15 protein-coding genes are annotated in these 18,809 nt (G+C 47.2%); 9 read left to right on the top strand and 6 right to left on the bottom strand.

Going from position 1 to position 18,809, the window contains the following annotated elements:
- Nucleotides 1-66 precede the first annotated feature (66 nt).
- The 5 genes from PUT07_RS20625 (at nucleotide 67) to PUT07_RS20605 (ending at nucleotide 6,929) form a co-directional block, all read left to right on the top strand.
- Nucleotides 67-969, top strand: coding sequence for an ABC transporter permease (locus PUT07_RS20625; RefSeq protein WP_274470283.1), 903 nt, complete (start codon nucleotides 67-69; stop codon nucleotides 967-969).
- Between the two features lie 14 nt (nucleotides 970-983).
- Nucleotides 984-1,910 carry a carbohydrate ABC transporter permease gene (locus PUT07_RS20620; protein WP_379240153.1) on the top strand — a complete coding sequence of 309 codons (927 nt, stop codon included), beginning with the start codon at nucleotides 984-986 and terminating at the stop codon, nucleotides 1,908-1,910.
- An 84-nt stretch (nucleotides 1,911-1,994) separates the two neighbouring features.
- Entirely contained in the window at nucleotides 1,995-3,752 is a 1,758-nt protein-coding gene (locus tag PUT07_RS20615; protein WP_274470282.1) for a sensor histidine kinase, read from the top strand.
- Nucleotides 3,745-5,358, top strand: a complete 1,614-nt coding sequence (locus tag PUT07_RS20610) for a response regulator transcription factor (protein WP_274470281.1) — start codon at nucleotides 3,745-3,747, stop codon at nucleotides 5,356-5,358. The genes PUT07_RS20615 and PUT07_RS20610 overlap by 8 nt, the downstream gene beginning before the upstream one ends.
- Before the next feature lie 47 nt (nucleotides 5,359-5,405).
- Complete coding sequence (locus PUT07_RS20605; protein ID WP_274470280.1) at nucleotides 5,406-6,929, top strand: glycoside hydrolase family 43 protein; 1,524 nt, start codon at nucleotides 5,406-5,408, stop codon at nucleotides 6,927-6,929.
- A gap of 20 nt (nucleotides 6,930-6,949) precedes the next feature.
- Here PUT07_RS20605 and PUT07_RS20600 read toward each other — a convergent pair whose 3' ends face one another.
- Genes PUT07_RS20600 through PUT07_RS20580 form a run of 5 tightly spaced genes read right to left on the bottom strand, consistent with a single transcriptional unit; the run spans nucleotide 6,950 to nucleotide 12,155 of the window.
- Entirely contained in the window at nucleotides 6,950-8,044 is a 1,095-nt protein-coding gene (locus PUT07_RS20600) for a GerAB/ArcD/ProY family transporter (RefSeq protein WP_274470906.1), read from the bottom strand.
- Nucleotides 8,044-9,138, bottom strand: coding sequence for a GerAB/ArcD/ProY family transporter (locus PUT07_RS20595; protein WP_274470904.1), 1,095 nt, complete (start codon nucleotides 9,136-9,138; stop codon nucleotides 8,044-8,046). Before PUT07_RS20595 ends, PUT07_RS20600 begins: the two co-directional genes overlap by 1 nt.
- A 32-nt stretch (nucleotides 9,139-9,170) precedes the next feature.
- Nucleotides 9,171-9,413: a hypothetical protein gene (locus PUT07_RS20590; RefSeq protein ID WP_274470279.1), complete on the bottom strand. Its 243-nt coding sequence runs from the start codon at nucleotides 9,411-9,413 to the stop codon at nucleotides 9,171-9,173.
- A gap of 6 nt (nucleotides 9,414-9,419) precedes the next feature.
- Nucleotides 9,420-10,616: a Ger(x)C family spore germination protein gene (locus PUT07_RS20585; protein WP_274470278.1), complete on the bottom strand. Its 1,197-nt coding sequence runs from the start codon at nucleotides 10,614-10,616 to the stop codon at nucleotides 9,420-9,422.
- A gap of 18 nt (nucleotides 10,617-10,634) precedes the next feature.
- Nucleotides 10,635-12,155 carry a spore germination protein gene (locus PUT07_RS20580; RefSeq protein WP_274470277.1) on the bottom strand — a complete coding sequence of 507 codons (1,521 nt, stop codon included), beginning with the start codon at nucleotides 12,153-12,155 and terminating at the stop codon, nucleotides 10,635-10,637.
- Between the two features lie 164 nt (nucleotides 12,156-12,319).
- On the opposite strand from PUT07_RS20580, the gene PUT07_RS20575 reads away from it, so the two are divergent.
- Entirely contained in the window at nucleotides 12,320-13,762 is a 1,443-nt protein-coding gene (locus PUT07_RS20575) for a DNA-3-methyladenine glycosylase 2 family protein (RefSeq protein WP_274470276.1), read from the top strand.
- 12 nt (nucleotides 13,763-13,774) lie between these two features.
- A complete protein-coding gene (locus tag PUT07_RS20570; RefSeq protein ID WP_274470275.1) occupies nucleotides 13,775-14,314 on the top strand; it encodes a methylated-DNA--[protein]-cysteine S-methyltransferase in 540 nt (179 codons plus the stop codon).
- A 21-nt stretch (nucleotides 14,315-14,335) separates the two neighbouring features.
- On the opposite strand, the gene PUT07_RS20565 is transcribed toward PUT07_RS20570, so the two are convergent.
- On the bottom strand, nucleotides 14,336-15,208 hold the full coding sequence (locus tag PUT07_RS20565) for an AraC family transcriptional regulator (protein ID WP_274470274.1): 873 nt from the start codon (nucleotides 15,206-15,208) through the stop codon (nucleotides 14,336-14,338).
- Between the two features lie 106 nt (nucleotides 15,209-15,314).
- On the opposite strand from PUT07_RS20565, the gene PUT07_RS20560 reads away from it, so the two are divergent.
- Nucleotides 15,315-17,465, top strand: a complete 2,151-nt coding sequence (locus PUT07_RS20560) for an alpha-galactosidase (protein WP_274470272.1) — start codon at nucleotides 15,315-15,317, stop codon at nucleotides 17,463-17,465.
- A gap of 111 nt (nucleotides 17,466-17,576) precedes the next feature.
- Nucleotides 17,577-18,731, top strand: a complete 1,155-nt coding sequence (nagA, locus tag PUT07_RS20555) for an N-acetylglucosamine-6-phosphate deacetylase (RefSeq protein ID WP_274470271.1) — start codon at nucleotides 17,577-17,579, stop codon at nucleotides 18,729-18,731.
- The last annotated feature ends 78 nt before the right edge of the window (nucleotides 18,732-18,809 follow it).

The following is an 18,809-nucleotide window of genomic DNA, read 5'->3' as shown; positions in this document are numbered from 1 at the left end:
CATTGGGCAGAGGAGGAGTGATCTTCCTTCCTCTGCTTATTTTGCTTCAACGGATGGAGGATGGTTATGGGAACCAGGAAAATATGGAGAGAGCTTCCGTTGCATCTAATGATATTACCGGGACTGGTACTGATTATTCTATTCTCCTATGTCCCCATGGCAGGAATTATTATTGCTTTTCAGAAGTTCATTCCTGCCAAAGGTCTTTTCGGTAATCAGCGGTGGATCGGTTTGGATAATTTCAACTATGTCATGAACCTGCCTAGCTTTAATCAGGTTTTGTGGAATACCCTTTTTATTTCGAGTCTTAAGCTTATTCTAGGCTTAATCGTACCGATTATCTTTGCCATTCTTCTCAACGAATTGAAGAATGAAGTCATCAAAAGAAGTGTACAAACGACAATTTATTTACCTTATTTCCTCTCGTGGGTCGTTCTTGGCGGTATACTCATCGATATTTTATCTCCCTCCAGCGGTATTGTTAACCAACTGCTGGATGCACTCGGACTTAAGAGAATATTTTTCCTTGGGGACAATCATTGGTTTCCATTTACGCTGGTGTCATCCGATATCTGGAAAAACTTTGGCTATGGAACCATCGTTTATTTAGCGGCTATAACCGGCATAGATCCTGGCTTATACGAATCTGCTACGATTGATGGTGCTAACCGTTGGCATAAGATTTGGCATATTACCCTTCCCGGCATGCGCATGGTCATCGTTCTGTTATCTGTTCTAAGCCTTGGGCAGCTGCTGAATGCGGGATTCGATCAAGTGTTTAACTTGTATAGTCCGCAAGTGTACCAAAGCGGCGATATTCTGGATACTTTTGTGTATCGGATCGGTCTATTAGATGCTCAATACGGTGTTGCAACTGCTGTTGGATTATTTAAATCATTGGTATCGCTTATCCTGATATCGGGCTCTTATTTTGTCGCTTATCGATTTGCGAAATATCGAATTTTCTAAGAGGAGGGAAAACGATGATACAGCCATCAACAAGATCTGCGTCCGACGCATATATGCGGGTATCTGCGAGTCGTAAGCGGCTCGAATGGTTTTCCGTTCTGAATACGACCTTTCTCATACTGGTATCGTTAATATGTGTACTGCCGTTAGTCCATATTGTCGCCGTTTCGTTTAGTTCAAGTACTGCTGCAGCAGCAGGTTATGTGAAATTGTGGCCGGTTGATTTTACATTGGCCTCCTATACGTATACAGCCAGCCGGGAAGCGTTCTGGCAATCCATGCTGGTGTCTTTGGAGCGTATTGCAATCGGTACACCACTGAATTTGATTTTAACCATTCTGGTTGCCTTTCCGTTATCCAAAGAAACGAAGGCGTTTCGCCTGCGTATGGTTTACGCTTGGGTTTTCTTTTTAACGATGCTTTTCCATGGGGGCTTGATTCCTTGGTACTCTACACTTAAAGAGTACCATCTTCTCGATACGATTTGGGCGCTAGTCCTGCCGGGGGCCGTTCCTGTTTTCAGTATTGTCTTATTGCTGAACTTTTTTCGCGAGGTGCCGAAGGAGCTCGAGGAGGCGGCTGTCATGGACGGTGCCAGCTACTGGACAACGCTGTGGAAAATCTACGTGCCGATATCCAAACCCGCTCTTGCGACGCTAGCTTTATTCTCAATGGTGGAGCATTGGAACAGTTGGTTTGACGGACTTCTCCTTATGGGGGACCCTAGTCATTACCCGCTGCAAAGCTATATTCAGACGATTGTGATTCAACAAAATTTAACGAACCTGTCTCGCGACGAGGCGATGAATTTGGCGCTCATTTCCGATCGGACGCTGAAAGCATCGCAGATATTCCTAGGATCCCTTCCTATTATTTTGGCGTACCCATTCCTGCAAAAGTATTTTGTTAAGGGGATTGTACTTGGCAGTGTCAAAGGTTGAAGGGGGGCTTGTTCCTAACGAAAATGTTTACGAAGCTTATAGGGTTCAGGCTATAATGGAAGAAAAAAGTTGGGGGCTCGTGCCTTGATCAACCGTCAACCGTTCTCTATACGAAATACGATTTTCCTTCGGCTTCTCAGTACTTTTTTGCTTATTATGCTGCCGATCCTGATCTTTGGTGTCTATCTTTATCACTGGATTGTGCAAACGGCAAGCGAAGACATCTCCAAAACGGCGGTATCCCAGCTAACCTTCTATATAACCGATCTTGAAAAAGAGGTTGAACGGATGAAGCTGCTGCAGTATAGCGTAATTGAGGATGAGGATCTCAACGAACTGACGTTGACTTGGGATACGATGGATGTTTTTAAACGTACGGAGAAAATAAACTCGCTTCGAAAACGGCTCTACGCGATTCAAAATAGCAGTCCATATATTAAAAATGTAAGTGCTCATATTTATCCGTTATCCAAAACGATTTCTTCCGCAAATGGCCCAAGTGAATTTAATACTGAACGGTATAATGGCTTACGTTCGGAATTAAGCAGCAGGAATAACCAGATTGTTGAATGGAAGGGCGGATTATTTCTAAGTGCGGCAAAGCCAAGTGTGACCATGGGGAACCAACCGCTGTTTATTATTGAAATCGAACTGGATCAAGAGAGATTACAGGAGGCGCTAAGCCAATTCAATACATATCCCGGCAGCGGAACTCTGCTGACAACGAACAAATCCGGTGTCATACTCTCGAGCGGATCATTAAAGCACTTAGAGCCGGATGTCACGGCAACCATTGAGCAAATGAGAGAAGCCCCCCATCAAAGCACGGAAACGTTCACCATTTCGGGGAACCGCTATTATACCGCAATTGCAAGCTCTGGTTATTTGAATATGTCTATCTACCGGCTTATTCCCGAACAGATGATTAAGAAGCCGTTGGACAAATTTTATATATGGGCCTGGTTATTTATTCTCGTTGCTTTTGTCATCATTGCGATTTATGCGTTCTCCACGTATAAATTTATTCACAAACCATTGTTAACACTTGTAAAAAGCTTTCGGCGTATGGAGAATGGGGATCTTGACGTTAACATTCACCATGAGTCTAAGGATGAGCTTGGGTACTTGTATGGCAGGTTTAACCAGATGGTCACCAATCTTCGTTCTTTGATCGATCAAGTCTACAAGCAGAAAATTATGACGCAACGGGCGGAGCTGAAGCAGCTCCAGTCGCAAATTAATCCACATTTTCTATATAACAGCTTCTTTATTCTGAGGACGATGGCAAAGATTGGAGACGTTGAACGAATCGGACAGTTCGCAACGCAATTAGGCGAGTATTTCCAGTTCGTGACGCGGAATGCTTCTGACGAAGTATTGTTGAGACAAGAAATTCACCATGCGAGGATGTACACGGAGATTCAGGAATTACGCTTCTCGCGGCGTATCCGTGTGCAATTCGACGCTCTCCCGCCGGAAATCGAACAGAAGTCAGTGCCGCGTTTAATTGTGCAGCCCATCATTGAAAATGCGTTTGAACACAGCTTGGAAAGAATGAAACGCAGCGGATGTGTTGTCATACGATTCGAAGTGGCAGAGTCTGAAATCCGCATAGTGGTGGAAGATAACGGTGAAAGTTTGACGGACGAAGCTTTGCAGCATATATCGGATACCTTGGATAACGATAATGAACAAACGGAGACGACAGGTTTGGTGAATATTCATCGCCGGGTGAAGATCACATACGGTGAGAAATACGGTCTGCGAATAAGCCGAAGCGATCTCGGGGGATTGCAAGCAACCATCTGCATTCCCTTAAAGGGGGGTGACGTTCATGATTAGAATGTTGATCGTTGATGATGAGGAAGTTATTACAGACGGGCTGTTCGATGTCTTTAGCCAACTGAATCTGAATCTTGATTTGTATAAAGCCTATTCCGGTGAAGAAGCGCTGGATTGGATGAATACGACGAGAGTGGACATTGTGTTATCCGATATCCGCATGCCCGGCATGGACGGTCTAGAGCTAATGAGAAACATACGAAGCAGCTGGCAGCATTGCAAAATCATCTTTTTGACCGGCTATAATGACTTTGATTATGTCTACCAGGCGATTCAAACTCCCGGAGTCAGCTATCTCCTGAAAAGTGAAGAATACGATGTGATTATCCAAGCGGTAACCGATGCCATATATGAATTGGAGAATAGTTTAAAGTTTCATGATCTCATCAAGCGATCGAGTGAGAAACTTAGCACACTCGAGACGCTTGCTCAAGGGAACTATTTCCGTTATTTGCTTCAGGGGACGCGAGAAGCGGAGGCTTTGGAAACTGACTTCCGTAAATTAGGTATTGCTCTTGACCCCGTTATGCCCGTCCTCGTAGCGGTTGGTGACTTGCAGCGTACGAACATGCACAACTCCTTTGCCGAAAATCAGGAAGCGGCGCTGGCAGTCAAGTTCCTTGCAGAGAAATTTCTGGCTGAACGCACCGATAGTCTTGGCATCATCGATCATTACGGCAGCCTCGTCTGGCTCGTTCAACCGAAGCATGCCGGTGGAGCGATTGAGGCGTATACGCGGACGGTATCCTTTCTGGAAGGACAGTTCGAGCTTTTACAGCGTGCTTGTCATGAATCTCTGGGAATCACGTTTGCCATTACGCTCAGCTCAGATCCATGTGATTGGAAGCGGCTTTCCGAGATATACGATCGAATGAGAGGTGAGCAGCATTGGCGAGCGGGGGACGGCTCCCAGATGATACAAACGGTCAACTTGGACACGATTGAAACATCGGCCAATTCTAGGACGCTGAGAGATAAGGCGGATTCATTGGCGATTTATCTTGAAAATGGAAATAGAGAGGGATTTCTCCAATTGTTCAAGGAACTTACGGAAACGGCCTTTGACGAACGCGGAAACGGGGGACCGTTTGCCTTGGAGTTGTATTATACGATTGCTCTCTTCTTCTTGTCCTACGTTAATCGTTGGGAGCTGCATGATCGAGTTGGCACAACCGGGCTCATGCAAAGAGATAGACATTCGTCCTGGCAAGATAGTTTCGACTTTTTAAAACAGACCGCGGTGTCCTTGTTCGATCTCCGACTGAGTGTAGAACGTAACAGAGCAGCTGAGGTGATAGAGAAGGTACGCTCGTATATTGAGGAGCACCTTGGCGAGGACTTGTCTCTCGTCCGTTTGGCCAGCGTGATTCACTTCAATCCATCCTATTTATCGCGGCTTTTTAAACAGGAAAGTGGAGTCAATTTATCCGAGTATATTGATGAAATTAGAATAGAGAAAGCCAAAATGCTGCTCAAGAGGGACGAGCTGAAGATTGCGGAGGTAGGTGCGCAGGTCGGATATGAAACCCCGCACTCGTTTACTCGTTTTTTCAAGAAATCTACCGGCGTGACACCTGTGGAATATCGGGAGACTGCCAGGAAATAAGAGCAATCACTTGGGCTGCTTTGGGCTCATAAGGAGAGAATGCGGCGATGGGGAATGTGACGATAACGAATCCGGTCATCTGGGCGGATGTTCCGGACCCATGTGTGATTAGAGTGGGAACCGCTTACTATATGGTGAGCACAAGCATGCATGCGATGCCCGGATGCCCGATTATGAAGTCCGAGAATTTGATGGATTGGAGAATCGTCAATTACGTTTATGATACTTTAGAGGATAACGATGCGCACAATTTGCTGGACGGGAAAGGCATTTATGGCAAAGGGGCGTGGGCTGTAAGTTTACGTCATCATAGTGGCATGTTCTATGTGTGCTTCTCGAGTAATGATATGAACCGGTTTTACATTTACAGGACGGCAGATATCGAGAACGGGGAGTGGGAACGCTCTGTAATCGCAGGGGTCCATCATGATCCGAGTCTGCTATTTGATGAAGGCCGCGTTTATGTCATTCACGGCAACGGGAGTATTCGTATTACAGAGTTAATGTCGGATGTGAGGACGGTAAAAGCTGACGGCATCCATCAACGGCTCTTCGAGACGGAGCGAGAGGGGATCGGGCTGCGGTGCGAGGGATGCCATGCGTATAAGCTGAACGGTTATTATTACTTGTTCTTCATTGAGTGGCCTAATACCGGCAAACGGCGACGCAGACAGCTTTGTTATCGGTCACGAGAGCTTCTGGGTCCTTATGAACATAAAGTCATTCTCGATGACGACATGGGCTATCGCAATCATGGTATTGCACAAGGAGGGATTGTCGACACGCCGGCTCATGAGTGGTATGCCGTATTATTCCAAGATCATGATGCGGTAGGAAGAGTTCCTGTTGTAATGCCGGTTTCTTGGGTGGACGATTGGCCTGTCATTGGGATGAATGGAAAGGCGCCAATGACATTTGAAGCGCAATTGCCAAGTTCAGTCCCATCTACTATGGTCATAAGCGATGAGTTCGACTATGCGTCCAATCAATTGGCGCTAAATTGGCAGTGGAATCATAATCCGGATAACCTGCTATGGTCGGTGACCGCGCGGCGAGGCTGGTTGCGTTTAGTGGCGGGGAATATAACCCGCAGTGTCTTATTAGCCCGCAATACATTGACGCAGCGGACGGAAGGACCCGGGTGTATCGGAATGACGGTGATGGATGTAACCCACATGAGGCCGGGAGACCACGCGGGGATGGTTGCGCTCCAAAACCACTTTGGAACCGTCGGCATTCAAGTAGATGCGAACGGCAGCCGCTATGTTGAGATGTGTATCAACCAAGGCGACGGCCTAGAAGAAACGGTCGAGCGGCTTCCCTATGATGATAACCTTATTTATTTGAAAATTCACTTCGCTTTTGAAAATAGCATGGATACGGCCAGCTTTTACTATTCAGCAAACGGTGAAGCATGGAAACAAATCGGAAGCCCGCTTAAAATGAAGTATACGCTGGACCATTTTATGGGATACCGGATGGGGTTGTTTAATTACGCTTCCAGATATGTTGGCGGGCATGCTGACTTTGATTTTTTTCGATATACAAGGGTGGATGGAGTCCCTCTATAGGCCTGTTGAGAACGATCTAATCAGGACTTTTTTACTTTGTAATGGAAACCGATCAATAACAATGGAAGCGCCAAACAAATGGTGAAATCGAGGTATGGCCAGTAATTGGTCACCAAGTCGCTGAAGTAGGTAATATCTGGGAAAGAGACAAGGGATGAGACGACTAGGATCATGCCGATCGGCAGGCTTGCCACTTTCGGGTCGCTCAGTTTTGTCAAATTGGCAATCCCATACATCAGGGCATAATAATTAAGAACCGTCTTGAAATAGGTTGTAACAATCCACATAATCGCAAGCATGGCCTCGATCCGTTCCAAAAAATTGCCGATGCTGATTTTTTTCGCCAGCGAATATGCAGGGTAAATCTGGTTAGCCGTAACGGGGGCTCCGAGCACGGCAATCGTCAGCACGATCATAATTTCTAGTGTAATCCCTCCGATAAGCGTCCCCACCAACATACTTTTCTGAATCCGCTTGACATTATTAACAGAAGGCAGGATAACTAGGAAACTGACGAGTTCAACGAATGGAAACGTAGTGGTCGTAATCGAGCCGTAGACGATCGTTTTCCATTTCGTATGCAAGACAGGGTAGAGATTTTCCCAGTCGATGGCCGGCATTAAACAGAGAGCCAGAACACAATACATAAGAAGGAAATAGGGAAAAAGAAGTTCCCCCAAACGAGCGATAGTCTCGATCCCAAGACGAGCTCCTAAGATAACGACTCCAAGAAATAAAAGGATTATCGAGTGAATGGGGGTTTCGGGCATGATTTGTACCGTCATAAAATCGCCCATCTCCCTTATCTGAGCAGAAACCATTATAAAGAAATAGTAGGTAAGCAGCAGAGCGATGCACATCCCACCCCATTTGCCAAGCAGCTTAGAACTGTATTGATACACGTTTAATCCAGGATTCTGCTTGCCTAACCAGGCAAACATCATTGCGAAGAGCAGGCCAATCAGTAAGCCCGCCAAACCGGAAATCCACGCATCTTCTTTGGCGATCATAGCTGGGATCGACGGCAGAACCAGAATGGAATCGCCAATCGTATAGAGCGTTACGAGAACGGCCAGCTGCCGATTATTGATTTTTACTTGGTCCTGCATCATCATCACCTGCCAATCGTTCTATATTTATTGCGAATCCACGTGAGTGCGAGGAGGAATAAGGGGAGACCGACCTGGAAAGGGAGATGGAGATAGGTCGGAACGGTTTTTAATCCTATTTCGATATGCTCGACGAAGTTGTCCGCCATTGTGATGGAGCAAATAAACATTTGCAGCCCCAGGGACCATGCGAGCTCTTTTCTTCTTTCGAGTTGGAATAGCTCAATCAACCCTGCGAAACAGGCATACAGGAAGGTTGTAATTTTAAAAAATACCCCTATGATCAACGTGATGATTGCTATCACTTCCAGTCTTTCGATAAATCCTCCTAATCTAATCTTGCCTAATGTTTTCAGCAAGGGAAACGTAGAGTTCTCCGCACCGAATACCGATAAAACACTGATATTGACTGCAATGATGAAGCTCAGAATCAGACCGCTTATCACAATGGAAACAAGTCCGATCTTTCGAGCCAATAAAGTATTGTTCAAGTGAGGAAGGAGCATCGAAAAGACGATGGTTTCCCCGAAAGGAAAAGTCAAGGTAAGTGGGAACGCCGTTGCAAGCACTGGTTTCCAGCCGTTCTCCAAAGAGGGCTTCAGATTCTCCCAATGAATGACGTCCGATGCGGCAAGAAGAACAGCCGCCAGCAAGCCCAACATGGAAATAAATGTAAGGAGCAGTTCTCCAACCCTCCCGATTGTTTCGATCCCGAGTAAGCAAGCGTACACGACAGGGATGACCATCGTCAAAAGGGCGATAGGCATTGGCGTCAGAGGTAGAATGGAGCTTAGCAGCAAATCACCGAAATCCCTCAATACTCGTGAAGCAATGTAGAGAAAATAACCCAAATACAAGCAAGCGACCGCTGTTCCTATTTTTTTGCCTAAAAGGATCTGTAAATAACCGACCAGAGAGTGATGAGCATGAACCCGGAATAAGTGCTCGTATATGAGAAACAGGATTAGGCCTGCCAACATCCCGATGAGAATAGCCAGCCATGCGTCTTGTTTGGCTTGCATGCCCAATCCCACGACAACGGCACTGCCCATTTCGAATAACAGCATCAGCGCAACGAGTTCCGCACCATTGATTTTCACCTTATCCAAACGTTCCGCTCCTTTCTCCTTTGTTATTGTTCGAGCAAGGTTTTAACCACTTCATAAACAGGTTTGTAAACGATGATAATCAATCGAGAAGGGTTCGGCAGCTTGAAATTCGTTGCAAACTCAATGATGCTTAAAGCGGTGCCGGCAAGCAGCATCAGATAGAAGACAATAAGGTCTTTCTTCTGCTGCGTTCTTCTCAATGCCGGTGCTTCAACAACCAGGCAGGCTAACGATGCGGTGCATATCCCAGCTACTATGATCCACAAATTGGCTCACTCCTTCATTTGCTGAAAGATGGAGTTCGTCACGGTTCCCACTCTGCGAATTTGGAAGTCCGATTTCACCTGTACAGCCGTTTTCGGGAATTCATCTTCCCAATTTTTCTTGACCAGATCCCAATCTTTAGGGTTTGATCGTCTTATTGTATCCCCGAACCCGAAAATATCGGATTTGTAGGTTGTCTGAGCCACGGCAAGGGTATGTTTCACGATTTTCTGTATTCGTTCATTGGCTATTTTCTCTAATTGATCAATTGTTTCTGGCTTCTTAAGATCAGCTGCACATTGTACCTCACCGATATTTCCTTCACTGTGGATCTCGATTGTAATTTCCGGATGACCTTCCACAACCCTGCCTGTCATTTTGGTTTTGGATCGAATGGTCTCCAAATTCATTACACCTCCTTCGGGACAGGTAATCGGACCAACGGTCGAGTCCACCTTATCGGTTATGTAGGAATATCCCTTGCTGTCTGTTTCATCTAACCATCCGATCAATTTATCCTTCTTGAAAACAGCCAAACCGGCATACCTGATTCTTGCATTAGGTTCTGTAATAGCGATGTTTTTAACGGTTTTCGTCATGGTTCCGACCATTCTGACTGTGGTAAGCACGGGATTTCTCCCCTCTCGGACCAGATCGTTAAGGACTTTATCAAGTGTAATAGTCGTTGTAGGGGCCCATACTTTTCCGGATTCAGTTAACGAAGTGAACAACTTATTGGACGGGACTTCTTCGATAGGTGTCAGCACCTTCAAGATGTCTTCAGCCGGCGAACCCATGGCGACAACGATGAAAAAATCCGTCCTCATCTCATGATTCCTAGATAGAAAGTCCAGAACCGGAGCAAAACCTTCTTTCGCCAAGTTTTCTCCCAGAATGAGAACACGGAGATGGGATAAGTAGAGCCTCCGGGGACTTTCTTCGGTAATTCTTCTTAAAGCTTCATAAGTGGTTTTGCCTGAGGACTGATATACGGTCACGGGAGCCTGGCCGCCGCTTCCCTGTTTGGAGGCAACTTCTCGGGGCACGACAACTTGAGCGGTAATACGGTAACCGTCACCGAGTTTATCGATCCCCAGCCCCATATTGATAGCAAGTTCATTCATTTCTCTGCGATTCCAGCAGCCTGAGAGCATCACCGCGAAGCATGCAGTCAGCGAAATAAATAACAGCTTACGTTTGAGCATACGATTTCCTCCTTAACGTCAGACGGAACCTCTGGATTTCGGATGAGGAGCCGGTTCTTCCCGGATCGTATTTGTTTGGTTGATTAAACGCGGTCGCTTGCGCTGCATCCAACGAGGCAGCCTGAAGAGAGCGTCATCCTGATCACTTGGAATGAACGGAGCAAATGGACTCATATAGGGAACACCAAAGGAACGCAAGCTGCACATATGCAAAAGCAAGGTTAAGGTACCGATCGTAACGCCGTACAGGCCGAAGGATGCGGCTAAACCCATCAGGATAAACCGCAGCATACGTATCGTAATGGATATGTTATAAGAAGGAAGGACGAAGCTGGAAATTGCCGTAATTGCAACAACGATGACCATAGCTGCTGAAACAATTCCTGCTTCCACTGCCGCTTGCCCGATAACCAGGGAACCTACGATGGAGATCGCTTGTCCAACGGTTTTGGGCATGCGGATACCGGCTTCCCGCAATATCTCAAATGTTATTTCCATCATTAAGGCTTCAATAAAAGCGGGGAATGGGACCCCCTCCCGCTGTGCTGCCAAGCTCATAAGCAGCCTGGTTGGCAGCATTTCCTGATGAAATGTTGTGATGGCGATATAGAGTGAAGGAGCACTAAGAGCAATAAAAAGAGCGAAGATTCGAATGAAACGGATTAAGGTGCTGATATCTGCCCGCTGATAATGATCCTCCGCTGCTTGATAGAATTGGACGAATAATGCGGGGACCAGAAGAACGAAAGGAGTGCCGTCCACCAAGATCGCGACGCGTCCTTCCAGAAGTCCTGCAGCGATCACATCCGGCCGCTCCGAATTGAATACAGTCGGAAATGGCGTCCACTTCTTATCTTCGATCATTTCCTCGATATAACTGCTCTCAAGAATGCCGTCTATCTGAATCCTTCCGAGACGGGAGCGAACCTCTTCCACAATTTTGTCATTAGCTAAACCATGAATATACATGATCGCAACGTTTGTTTTGGTATATTGACCGAGCGATATGCTTTCCAGCCAGAGGTTCCGGTCTTTGATCTTTCGGCGAAGTAAAGAGGTATTGGTCCGCAGATTCTCCGTGAAGGCTTCTTTCGGCCCGCGTACGACGGATTGTGCGCTTGACTCACTGACGCCTCGATCCTCCCACTGGCTCATGTTGATCGATAAGGCCTGGGATATGCCTTCAATAAGCAAGATGACCTGGCCGGACAGGAGAAAATGGATTAACGCTTCATGATCCTGAACATCCTTAATCGCTCCCACCGTGAGGACCTGTTCCTTGAGTCCAGAGAATAAAGTGTCATCCGAATAGCAAAGCAGGTCCACTTCCCGTGGGCCAATATGATTCATTAGAGGCGTAATGACGAATTCTTGAACCGAATTCTTATCCGTTAAGCCATCCGTATAAAGAAGGCATACCTGGATTTGTCCGTCAGGGCCTGCACGAAATGTTCTGGAGACAATATCATCGCTATTTCCTGTTGACTCGAGAATATAGCTCAAGTTTTCTGTAATTGAATCGGACAAGGGCTGTGTCATCGGGGAATCGTCCTCAATTGGATATTATTCGTGTTATAATCCCCTATATTATCCATTTTATTCCTAGGACTCTAAGTGTCGCTTTCAAAAACCATGTCCGAAAATGGCCAGACCTTTTCGCGCAGCATGGTATAATAAAACCAGGTCAGGAAAGGGGTGATTAGATGACGGATAACAAAGATGCTCTGTATGCAGCGTTCAAGGCAAAAGACGCACGTTTCGACGGACGTTTTTTTGTAGGCGTATCGTCAACGGGAATTTATTGCCGCCCTGTATGCAAGGCCAAGCAACCGAAGCCGGAAAACTGCACGTTTTATGGAACTGCAGCGGCAGCGGAGCAGGCGGGATACCGCCCATGCCTATTATGCAGGCCGGAGCTTGCTCCCGGCACTTCAATCACCGACGCTACCGCTAATTTAGTTTATCGGGCAGCAAGAATGTTGGAAGAAAGCAGCGGCAGCGGGCAAAGTTTAGCGGAATTAGCCGGGCGACTTGGTTGTACGGACCGACATTTGCGGCGCGTTTTTGCAGCAGAGTATCACGTGTCGCCGATTCAGTATTTGCAAACCTGCAGATTGCTCCTTGCCAAAAACCTGCTCACAGACACAGATTTGTCGGTACTGGAAGTTGCGATGGCGGCGGGCTTTGGCAGCTTGCGCCGTTTCAACGGCCTTTTTAAAAAACAGTATAAGCTTTCGCCCACGGCCTTACGAAAACGGAATGCAGAAGAAAAAAAGCATAAAGACAACATAACTTTATCATTAAGCTACCGTCCGCCTTATCTTTGGGACGAAATGCTGCATCTTCTGGCCGGACGCACAATAGCTGGAATTGAAGCAGTAAAAAACGGCGAATACATGCGTACCGTTCATATGGTAAACGCTGATGGAAAGCCTATCTATGGTTGGGTGCGGGTGGGGCATGATCCTAAAAGGCATGCATTGAGCGTAACCGTAAGCGATACTTTACTGCCTGTACTGCCGCAAGTACTTGCACGGATCCGACATCTGTTTGACTTGTATTGCGACCCGGGTGCGGTGCACGAAACACTTCGGGTAATGAACGATATACAACCCGGTCTTTGTGTTCTGGGAGCCCGCGTGCCGGGGTGCTTCAATGCGTTTGAAATGGCAGTGCAGGCGGTGCTGGGACAGCAAATTACCGTGAAAGCGGCAAGCACATTGGCATCCAGAATTGTCCAAACTTACGGCATGCCGATCCAAACCTCGATTGAGGAATTGACCCACATTTTTCCTTTACCCGAAGATCTATTGTCTTTAGAAGGAGCGATTGAAGATCGCTTCGGCGTATTAGGTGTTACCGCTGTACGGTCAAACACGATTTATGAACTGGCACGAGCATTCGTACAGGGGGAAATTGATTTTGACCTCCCAGCCCAGCCGGAGGAAGAGATGACGAAGCTGATGGCGATTCGCGGAATCGGAAGCTGGACAGCGCAGTACATCGCTATGCGTGCAATGGAATGGCCGGACGCATTCCTTGAGACAGATGCGGGTCCCTACACCTCAGAGGAATTACTGAAAATGGCGGAAGCATGGCGGCCGTGGCGCAGTTATGCCACTATCAACCTTTGGAACGCGCAATAAGGAGGCAGGAAGATGTATTATCAGACAACCTACCCGTCACCACTAGGAATCATTACACTCGCATCGGATGGAAGCGGCCTTGTTGGGACATGGATTGAGGGGCAAAAGTATCACGGGGCAACTATACCTGAAGGGGCGATCGTGTGTGGTGACCTGCCGATATTCGATACCGTAAAAAAATGGCTGAACCAATACTTTGCGGGCGAGAAGCCCGACATTTCAGCATTGCCGCTCCGTCCCATTGGCAGCGGGTTCCGTCAAGAGGTATGGAGCATTCTATGTGAAATCCCATACGGCGAGGTGATCACCTACGGCGACATTGCAAAAAAAATGGCGGAAAGGATGAACAAGGAAAGCATGTCAAGCCAAGCGGTTGGAGGAGCTGTTGGGCATAACCCAATTTCAATCCTCATTCCCTGCCATCGGGTTGTAGGTTCAAACGGCAGCTTGACGGGGTACGCCGGGGGTGTTCATAAAAAGGTGAAATTGCTTGAGTTGGAGGGTGCCGATATGTCGGGGCTGTATGTGCCTACAAGAGGTACAGCCCTTTGATGTTGATAAGACGGCTTATAGCTATTCAAGCAGCCTTATATAATCTTCATGCTTACTCGCTGTTTCCCTGTACGTGCGGGGAGACATGCCCATCATTTTGTGAAACACCTTGCCGAAATAGCCGGCATCGTGAAAGCCGCAACGAGACGCGATTTCCTTAATCGTAAGATGGGGATTTTGCAGCAGCTCGGCGGCTTTTTCTATTCGTCGATTACGCAGATAATCCATGGTACTGACATGATAATACAGGGGAAACATTTTGCATAAATAGTATTTGTTGAGTCCGGCAACCTCAGCCAATTGATCTAAGGAAAGGTCCGAACCGTAATGATGATCGATATGTCCTGCAACCGTACGGTAAGCAGCCGGTATGTCCTGAAAGGCAACGGCCTCTCTGCTGTGAAGAAATCGCTGAAGAGACAGCAGCCATTCATAGATGCGCAGTGAAAGATCGAACCGGTCACCTATTTGTTTACGGTTTACATCCTCGTATAATTGCCAGAGCAATGTAATCGGCGCAGCTTCCGGATGGATAGCGAGGATGCTGCTGTCCAGCCCCATCACCTCTTGACGCAGGTTCTCCCCCTTGATGCCCTCGAAACGAATCCATATAAATTCCCATTGCTCCGCTGCCGCCGGGTTAAACCAGTAGGCGTGGTCACTGGGGATTTGGACCCATAGAGCCTGATGCCTGCCTACCTCCATTTGTTCCTCGCCGATTCGCAGCATACCAGCACCTTTAAGCGTATATTGAAAAATGAAGCCGGCTCCTTCGCGTTTCATTCCATCCCACTGATAATTCTCATCGTGTGTGATTTCATGACCGATGGACACGAGTTTAAATAGGTTGTTATCTTCGGTGGACGTATATCGAAACCCAAATGATCTATCCACAATTTTTTACCACTCCTTTTCAAAATGTTCCTATTTTTCGTTCCTTGTAAAGGAGATATACTCGATTTATTGGAAAATATTTTACCACATTGGGGTGTGTTTCTCTATGTTGAAATCGAAGTGGTTGAAGGATGGCTACGTCGTAATCGAGGGGTCGCAAGTAAAAGCCGGTAACGCAGCTATTGAACGCGTATGGGCTTTTGAAGATGGAGGACTGCTAAGCAGGTCTATCTATGATAAAAAGAATCAAATCGAATGGTTGTCTCCTGCCGGCAGAAAACCGATGTTTCAATTCCCATGGCTATCATCTGCTGCAAAAGTAACGGACGCTCGGGTTAATGCTTATGAAGACGATGATCATGGCATCTCCAAGCCGTATTTGCGGGCGGATGTGGACATGAACTTGGATCATGGCGACGGAGGTTTGGTTGTCCGTCTAACGATTAAAATATACCCGGGGGCCTCTTTTATTCGTCACGAATTTACGGTACGATCCGGTTATCGGGCATCCGTTCGCGAGATTGAAGCCGCTCCTTCATTCATAGCCTGGATACAGCCGGATCGCAAGCCGAATGAGGATGCTGCAGGAGATGAGCTTCAATTAGATGACAATAATCAAGACCGTGGGAGAGCCGGGGGAGACTATTGCGACTTGCTGCCCCTTCAGCATTTGCATTGTCGGTGGGAAACGGTAAGCTTCCGTGATCAAACCGATACCCATAATAATCTGATTAGCAAAGATAATGGCTTGATGTATGTGAATGAACAGCTCGGTTTACGCGGCAACCTGCTTAGGCTCCAATCGACGCTTCACGACGGCGGATTACTGATGATGAAGGAAGGTCCTACTCCGTTAGGGGATTTACAGCCGGCGTGTATGGATTTTTATTTTCACGGTAAAAGCCTTTCCGTCCAAGGCTCAGGCATCACGCAGGAGGATGTGGCGTCAGGGGAACCTGTAACGAGTTACGGAACCATGGTCGGGGTTTATGATGGCAATGGTTATAACAGCCTACGGCTCTTGAATGATTACCACAGAAATCTTCGACAGTATAGGCCGGAGAGAGACAGCTTTCTGATGAGCAATACATGGGGCGACCGTTCCAAAGACAGCGCATTGCATGAAGGCTTCCTATTGAAAGAACTGCAGGCAGCTTCTAATCTCGGTCTTACCATGATGCAAATCGATGACGGCTGGCAAAAAGGGATCACCTGCAATTCCGTGAATGCCGTGTCTGGAGGCGGGCTTTGGAGCGATTATTACAGTGGCGATGGGGAATTCTGGCAAGTCCATCCTGAACGTTTTCCTAATGGATTGTCACCGATTGTGGCAGCGGCTGATGAACGGGGGGTTAAGCTCGGATTATGGTTTTCACCGGACTCTTCCGATCATTACGTCAATTGGGAGAAGGACGTTGCCACTTTGCTCCAGCTGCATGACAAGTATGGGATCGCGGCCTTTAAATTAGATGGCATAGACATTCGATCCAAGCTTGGAGAAACGAGACTGCTGAATATGATGCGTCAGGTCGTAAAAGCCACGGGAGGCGAGGTGGTACTTAATATTGATGCGACGGCGCAACAACGGTTGGGGTATTTCGGACAAACCCATTATGGAACGATATTCCTGGAAAATCGTTATACGGATTGGGGCAATTATTATCCGCATTGGACGCTGCGCAATTTGTGGTTGCTAATGCCGTACATCTCTGCAGACAGATTGCAAATGGAGTACTTGAATGTCTCGCGGAATAGAGATAAGTATATGGAGGATCCCTTAGCTCCTTATCATAGCGGACAGGCATATGCTTTTATGGTTGCCGCCTTTACCAATGCTTTGGCCTGGATGGAGACATCAGGGTTGGATGCCTTGCAGTCGGCTTCGTTAGCCAAAGTGATTGAAGCCGTCAAGCCTCATCATCCCGCCATATTGGGAGGGCATGTTCTACCCCTAGGCGAGGAGCCGTCGGGGACTTCCTGGACGGGGCTTCAAAGTATAACAGATCCGTATAGCGGATATTTGCTTATCATTCGGGAGAAACATCAGGCCTCGCAGGATGCGATGGAGCTTTGGGGCGTAGAGCGTAGTGCCACGCTTAGCCTTAAGGAGATCATTCGCATGGAGGAGAAGGATGTCGTCATGGCGAACCAAAGTGAAGAAATTGTGCAGGTACAGGCGGACGCGAGCGGTAAATATCCTTTCGTTCTTTCGGCGCCCTTCTCGTTTGTGCTCTATCGCTATCAGCTCACAGAGTAAGTAGTCTTCAATCTGAGCACCGATAGACCCAACTAATTCCCGGCTGCCATAGTCTAACCTCTTAGAGTGTGCAAGAAAATAATCTAGTTGGAATTCCAAGGGAGGACCAGAATGAAAAACGTAATCATTAGCAATGTTCAGCTAGTTGCGGAGAATCGGATTGTACGCGAGGCTGAAGTTTGGATCCAAGATGGGTACATCCAAATGATAAAGGAAGCAAGTGATTATCCGGAAGACCCCTTTAAGTCGGATTATGAGCAGTTGGATGGAAAAGGACACCTGTTAATCCCCGGAATGATAGACGTGCATATTCATGGAGCTAACGGATTTGACATGATGGATGGAACGGAGGAGAGTATTCAAGCGGTTTCACGCGCTTGCGCTTCAACGGGATGCACGTCATTCTTAGTAACGTCTGTAACATCAACATTAGAGGATTTGTATGCGATGATTCGCAGCGTGAAGAAGGTAATAGGGCATGAAGCCGGAGCCAAAATCGCTGGTATTCATTTGGAGGGACCCTACCTGAATCCGAAACGGAAAGGCATGCAGAATGAGAAGTATCTCCGACATCCGGATCTAGAGGAAATGCGCAAAATCTTGGATGAAGCGGACGGTCTTATTAAAATGGTTACGCTCGCACCCGAGCTGCCGGGCGGCATGGAGCTTATCTCCTTTCTGAAGGATCAAGGAATCGTTATTGCCTTGGCTCATTCCGACGCTACCTATGAAGAGGCCAAGTCGGCCTTTGCTGCGGGAGCCAGTCATGTGACGCATTGTTTCAACGGAATGCGCCCGATTCATCACCGCGATCCGGGATTGATCGTGGCTGCCTTCGAAGAGCAGCATGTCAGTCTTCAAGCCATCGTAGATAGGGTGCACCTGCATCCCGCGATTATCCGGCTTATGCATCGTATCAAGGGACCGTCGGGGATGGTATTGATCACCGATGCACTTCAAGCGATGGGACTCGGGGATGGGACATACCGTTTTGGCGGTCATGAGGTCATGGTATCGGAAGGCGTCGCTCGCCTGAAAGACGGAACGTTGGCCTCAAGCACGGTGACGATGAATGAAGCATTACACCATACCGTTCAGACAGGTATTCCGCTTGTTGATGCTGTGCAAATGGCTGCTGCCTCACCAGCTGAAATTCTAGGCTTATGCCAAATTGGATCAATCAAGCCGGGATATTTCGCTAATTTGGTTCTATTGAACGAGAAGTATGAGGTTCAATGGACGATGATTGAAGGGCGGATCATTTAAATTGATTTTTTCTGAACGACATTGAAGGCAGTATTTTTTCCATCATTGACATAAATGATTCCGGGAATGATCCGATCA

Origin of the sequence: Paenibacillus sp. MAHUQ-63 (assembly GCF_028765165.1) — a bacterium.
GTDB lineage: Bacteria > Bacillota > Bacilli > Paenibacillales > NBRC-103111 > Paenibacillus_E.
The sequence above is the reverse complement of the archived record's forward strand: the minus strand, read 5'-3'. Positions and strand labels throughout refer to the sequence as shown.

Bases quoted from the DNA above. Each gene is read 5' to 3' on its own strand.
- PUT07_RS20620 (WP_379240153.1), top strand. From the start codon at position 984: ATGATACAGCCATCAACAAGATCTGCGTCCGACGCATATATGCGGGTA.
- PUT07_RS20560 (WP_274470272.1), top strand. From the start codon at position 15,315: ATGTTGAAATCGAAGTGGTTGAAGGATGGCTACGTCGTAATCGAGGGG.
- PUT07_RS20585 (WP_274470278.1), bottom strand. From the start codon at position 10,616: ATGCTCAAACGTAAGCTGTTATTTATTTCGCTGACTGCATGCTTCGCG.
- PUT07_RS20570 (WP_274470275.1), top strand. From the start codon at position 13,775: ATGTATTATCAGACAACCTACCCGTCACCACTAGGAATCATTACACTC.
- PUT07_RS20610 (WP_274470281.1), top strand. From the start codon at position 3,745: ATGATTAGAATGTTGATCGTTGATGATGAGGAAGTTATTACAGACGGG.
- PUT07_RS20605 (WP_274470280.1), top strand. From the start codon at position 5,406: ATGGGGAATGTGACGATAACGAATCCGGTCATCTGGGCGGATGTTCCG.
- PUT07_RS20575 (WP_274470276.1), top strand. From the start codon at position 12,320: ATGACGGATAACAAAGATGCTCTGTATGCAGCGTTCAAGGCAAAAGAC.
- PUT07_RS20580 (WP_274470277.1), bottom strand. From the start codon at position 12,155: ATGACACAGCCCTTGTCCGATTCAATTACAGAAAACTTGAGCTATATT.
- PUT07_RS20625 (WP_274470283.1), top strand. From the start codon at position 67: ATGGGAACCAGGAAAATATGGAGAGAGCTTCCGTTGCATCTAATGATA.
- PUT07_RS20600 (WP_274470906.1), bottom strand. From the start codon at position 8,044: ATGATGATGCAGGACCAAGTAAAAATCAATAATCGGCAGCTGGCCGTT.
- nagA (WP_274470271.1), top strand. From the start codon at position 17,577: ATGAAAAACGTAATCATTAGCAATGTTCAGCTAGTTGCGGAGAATCGG.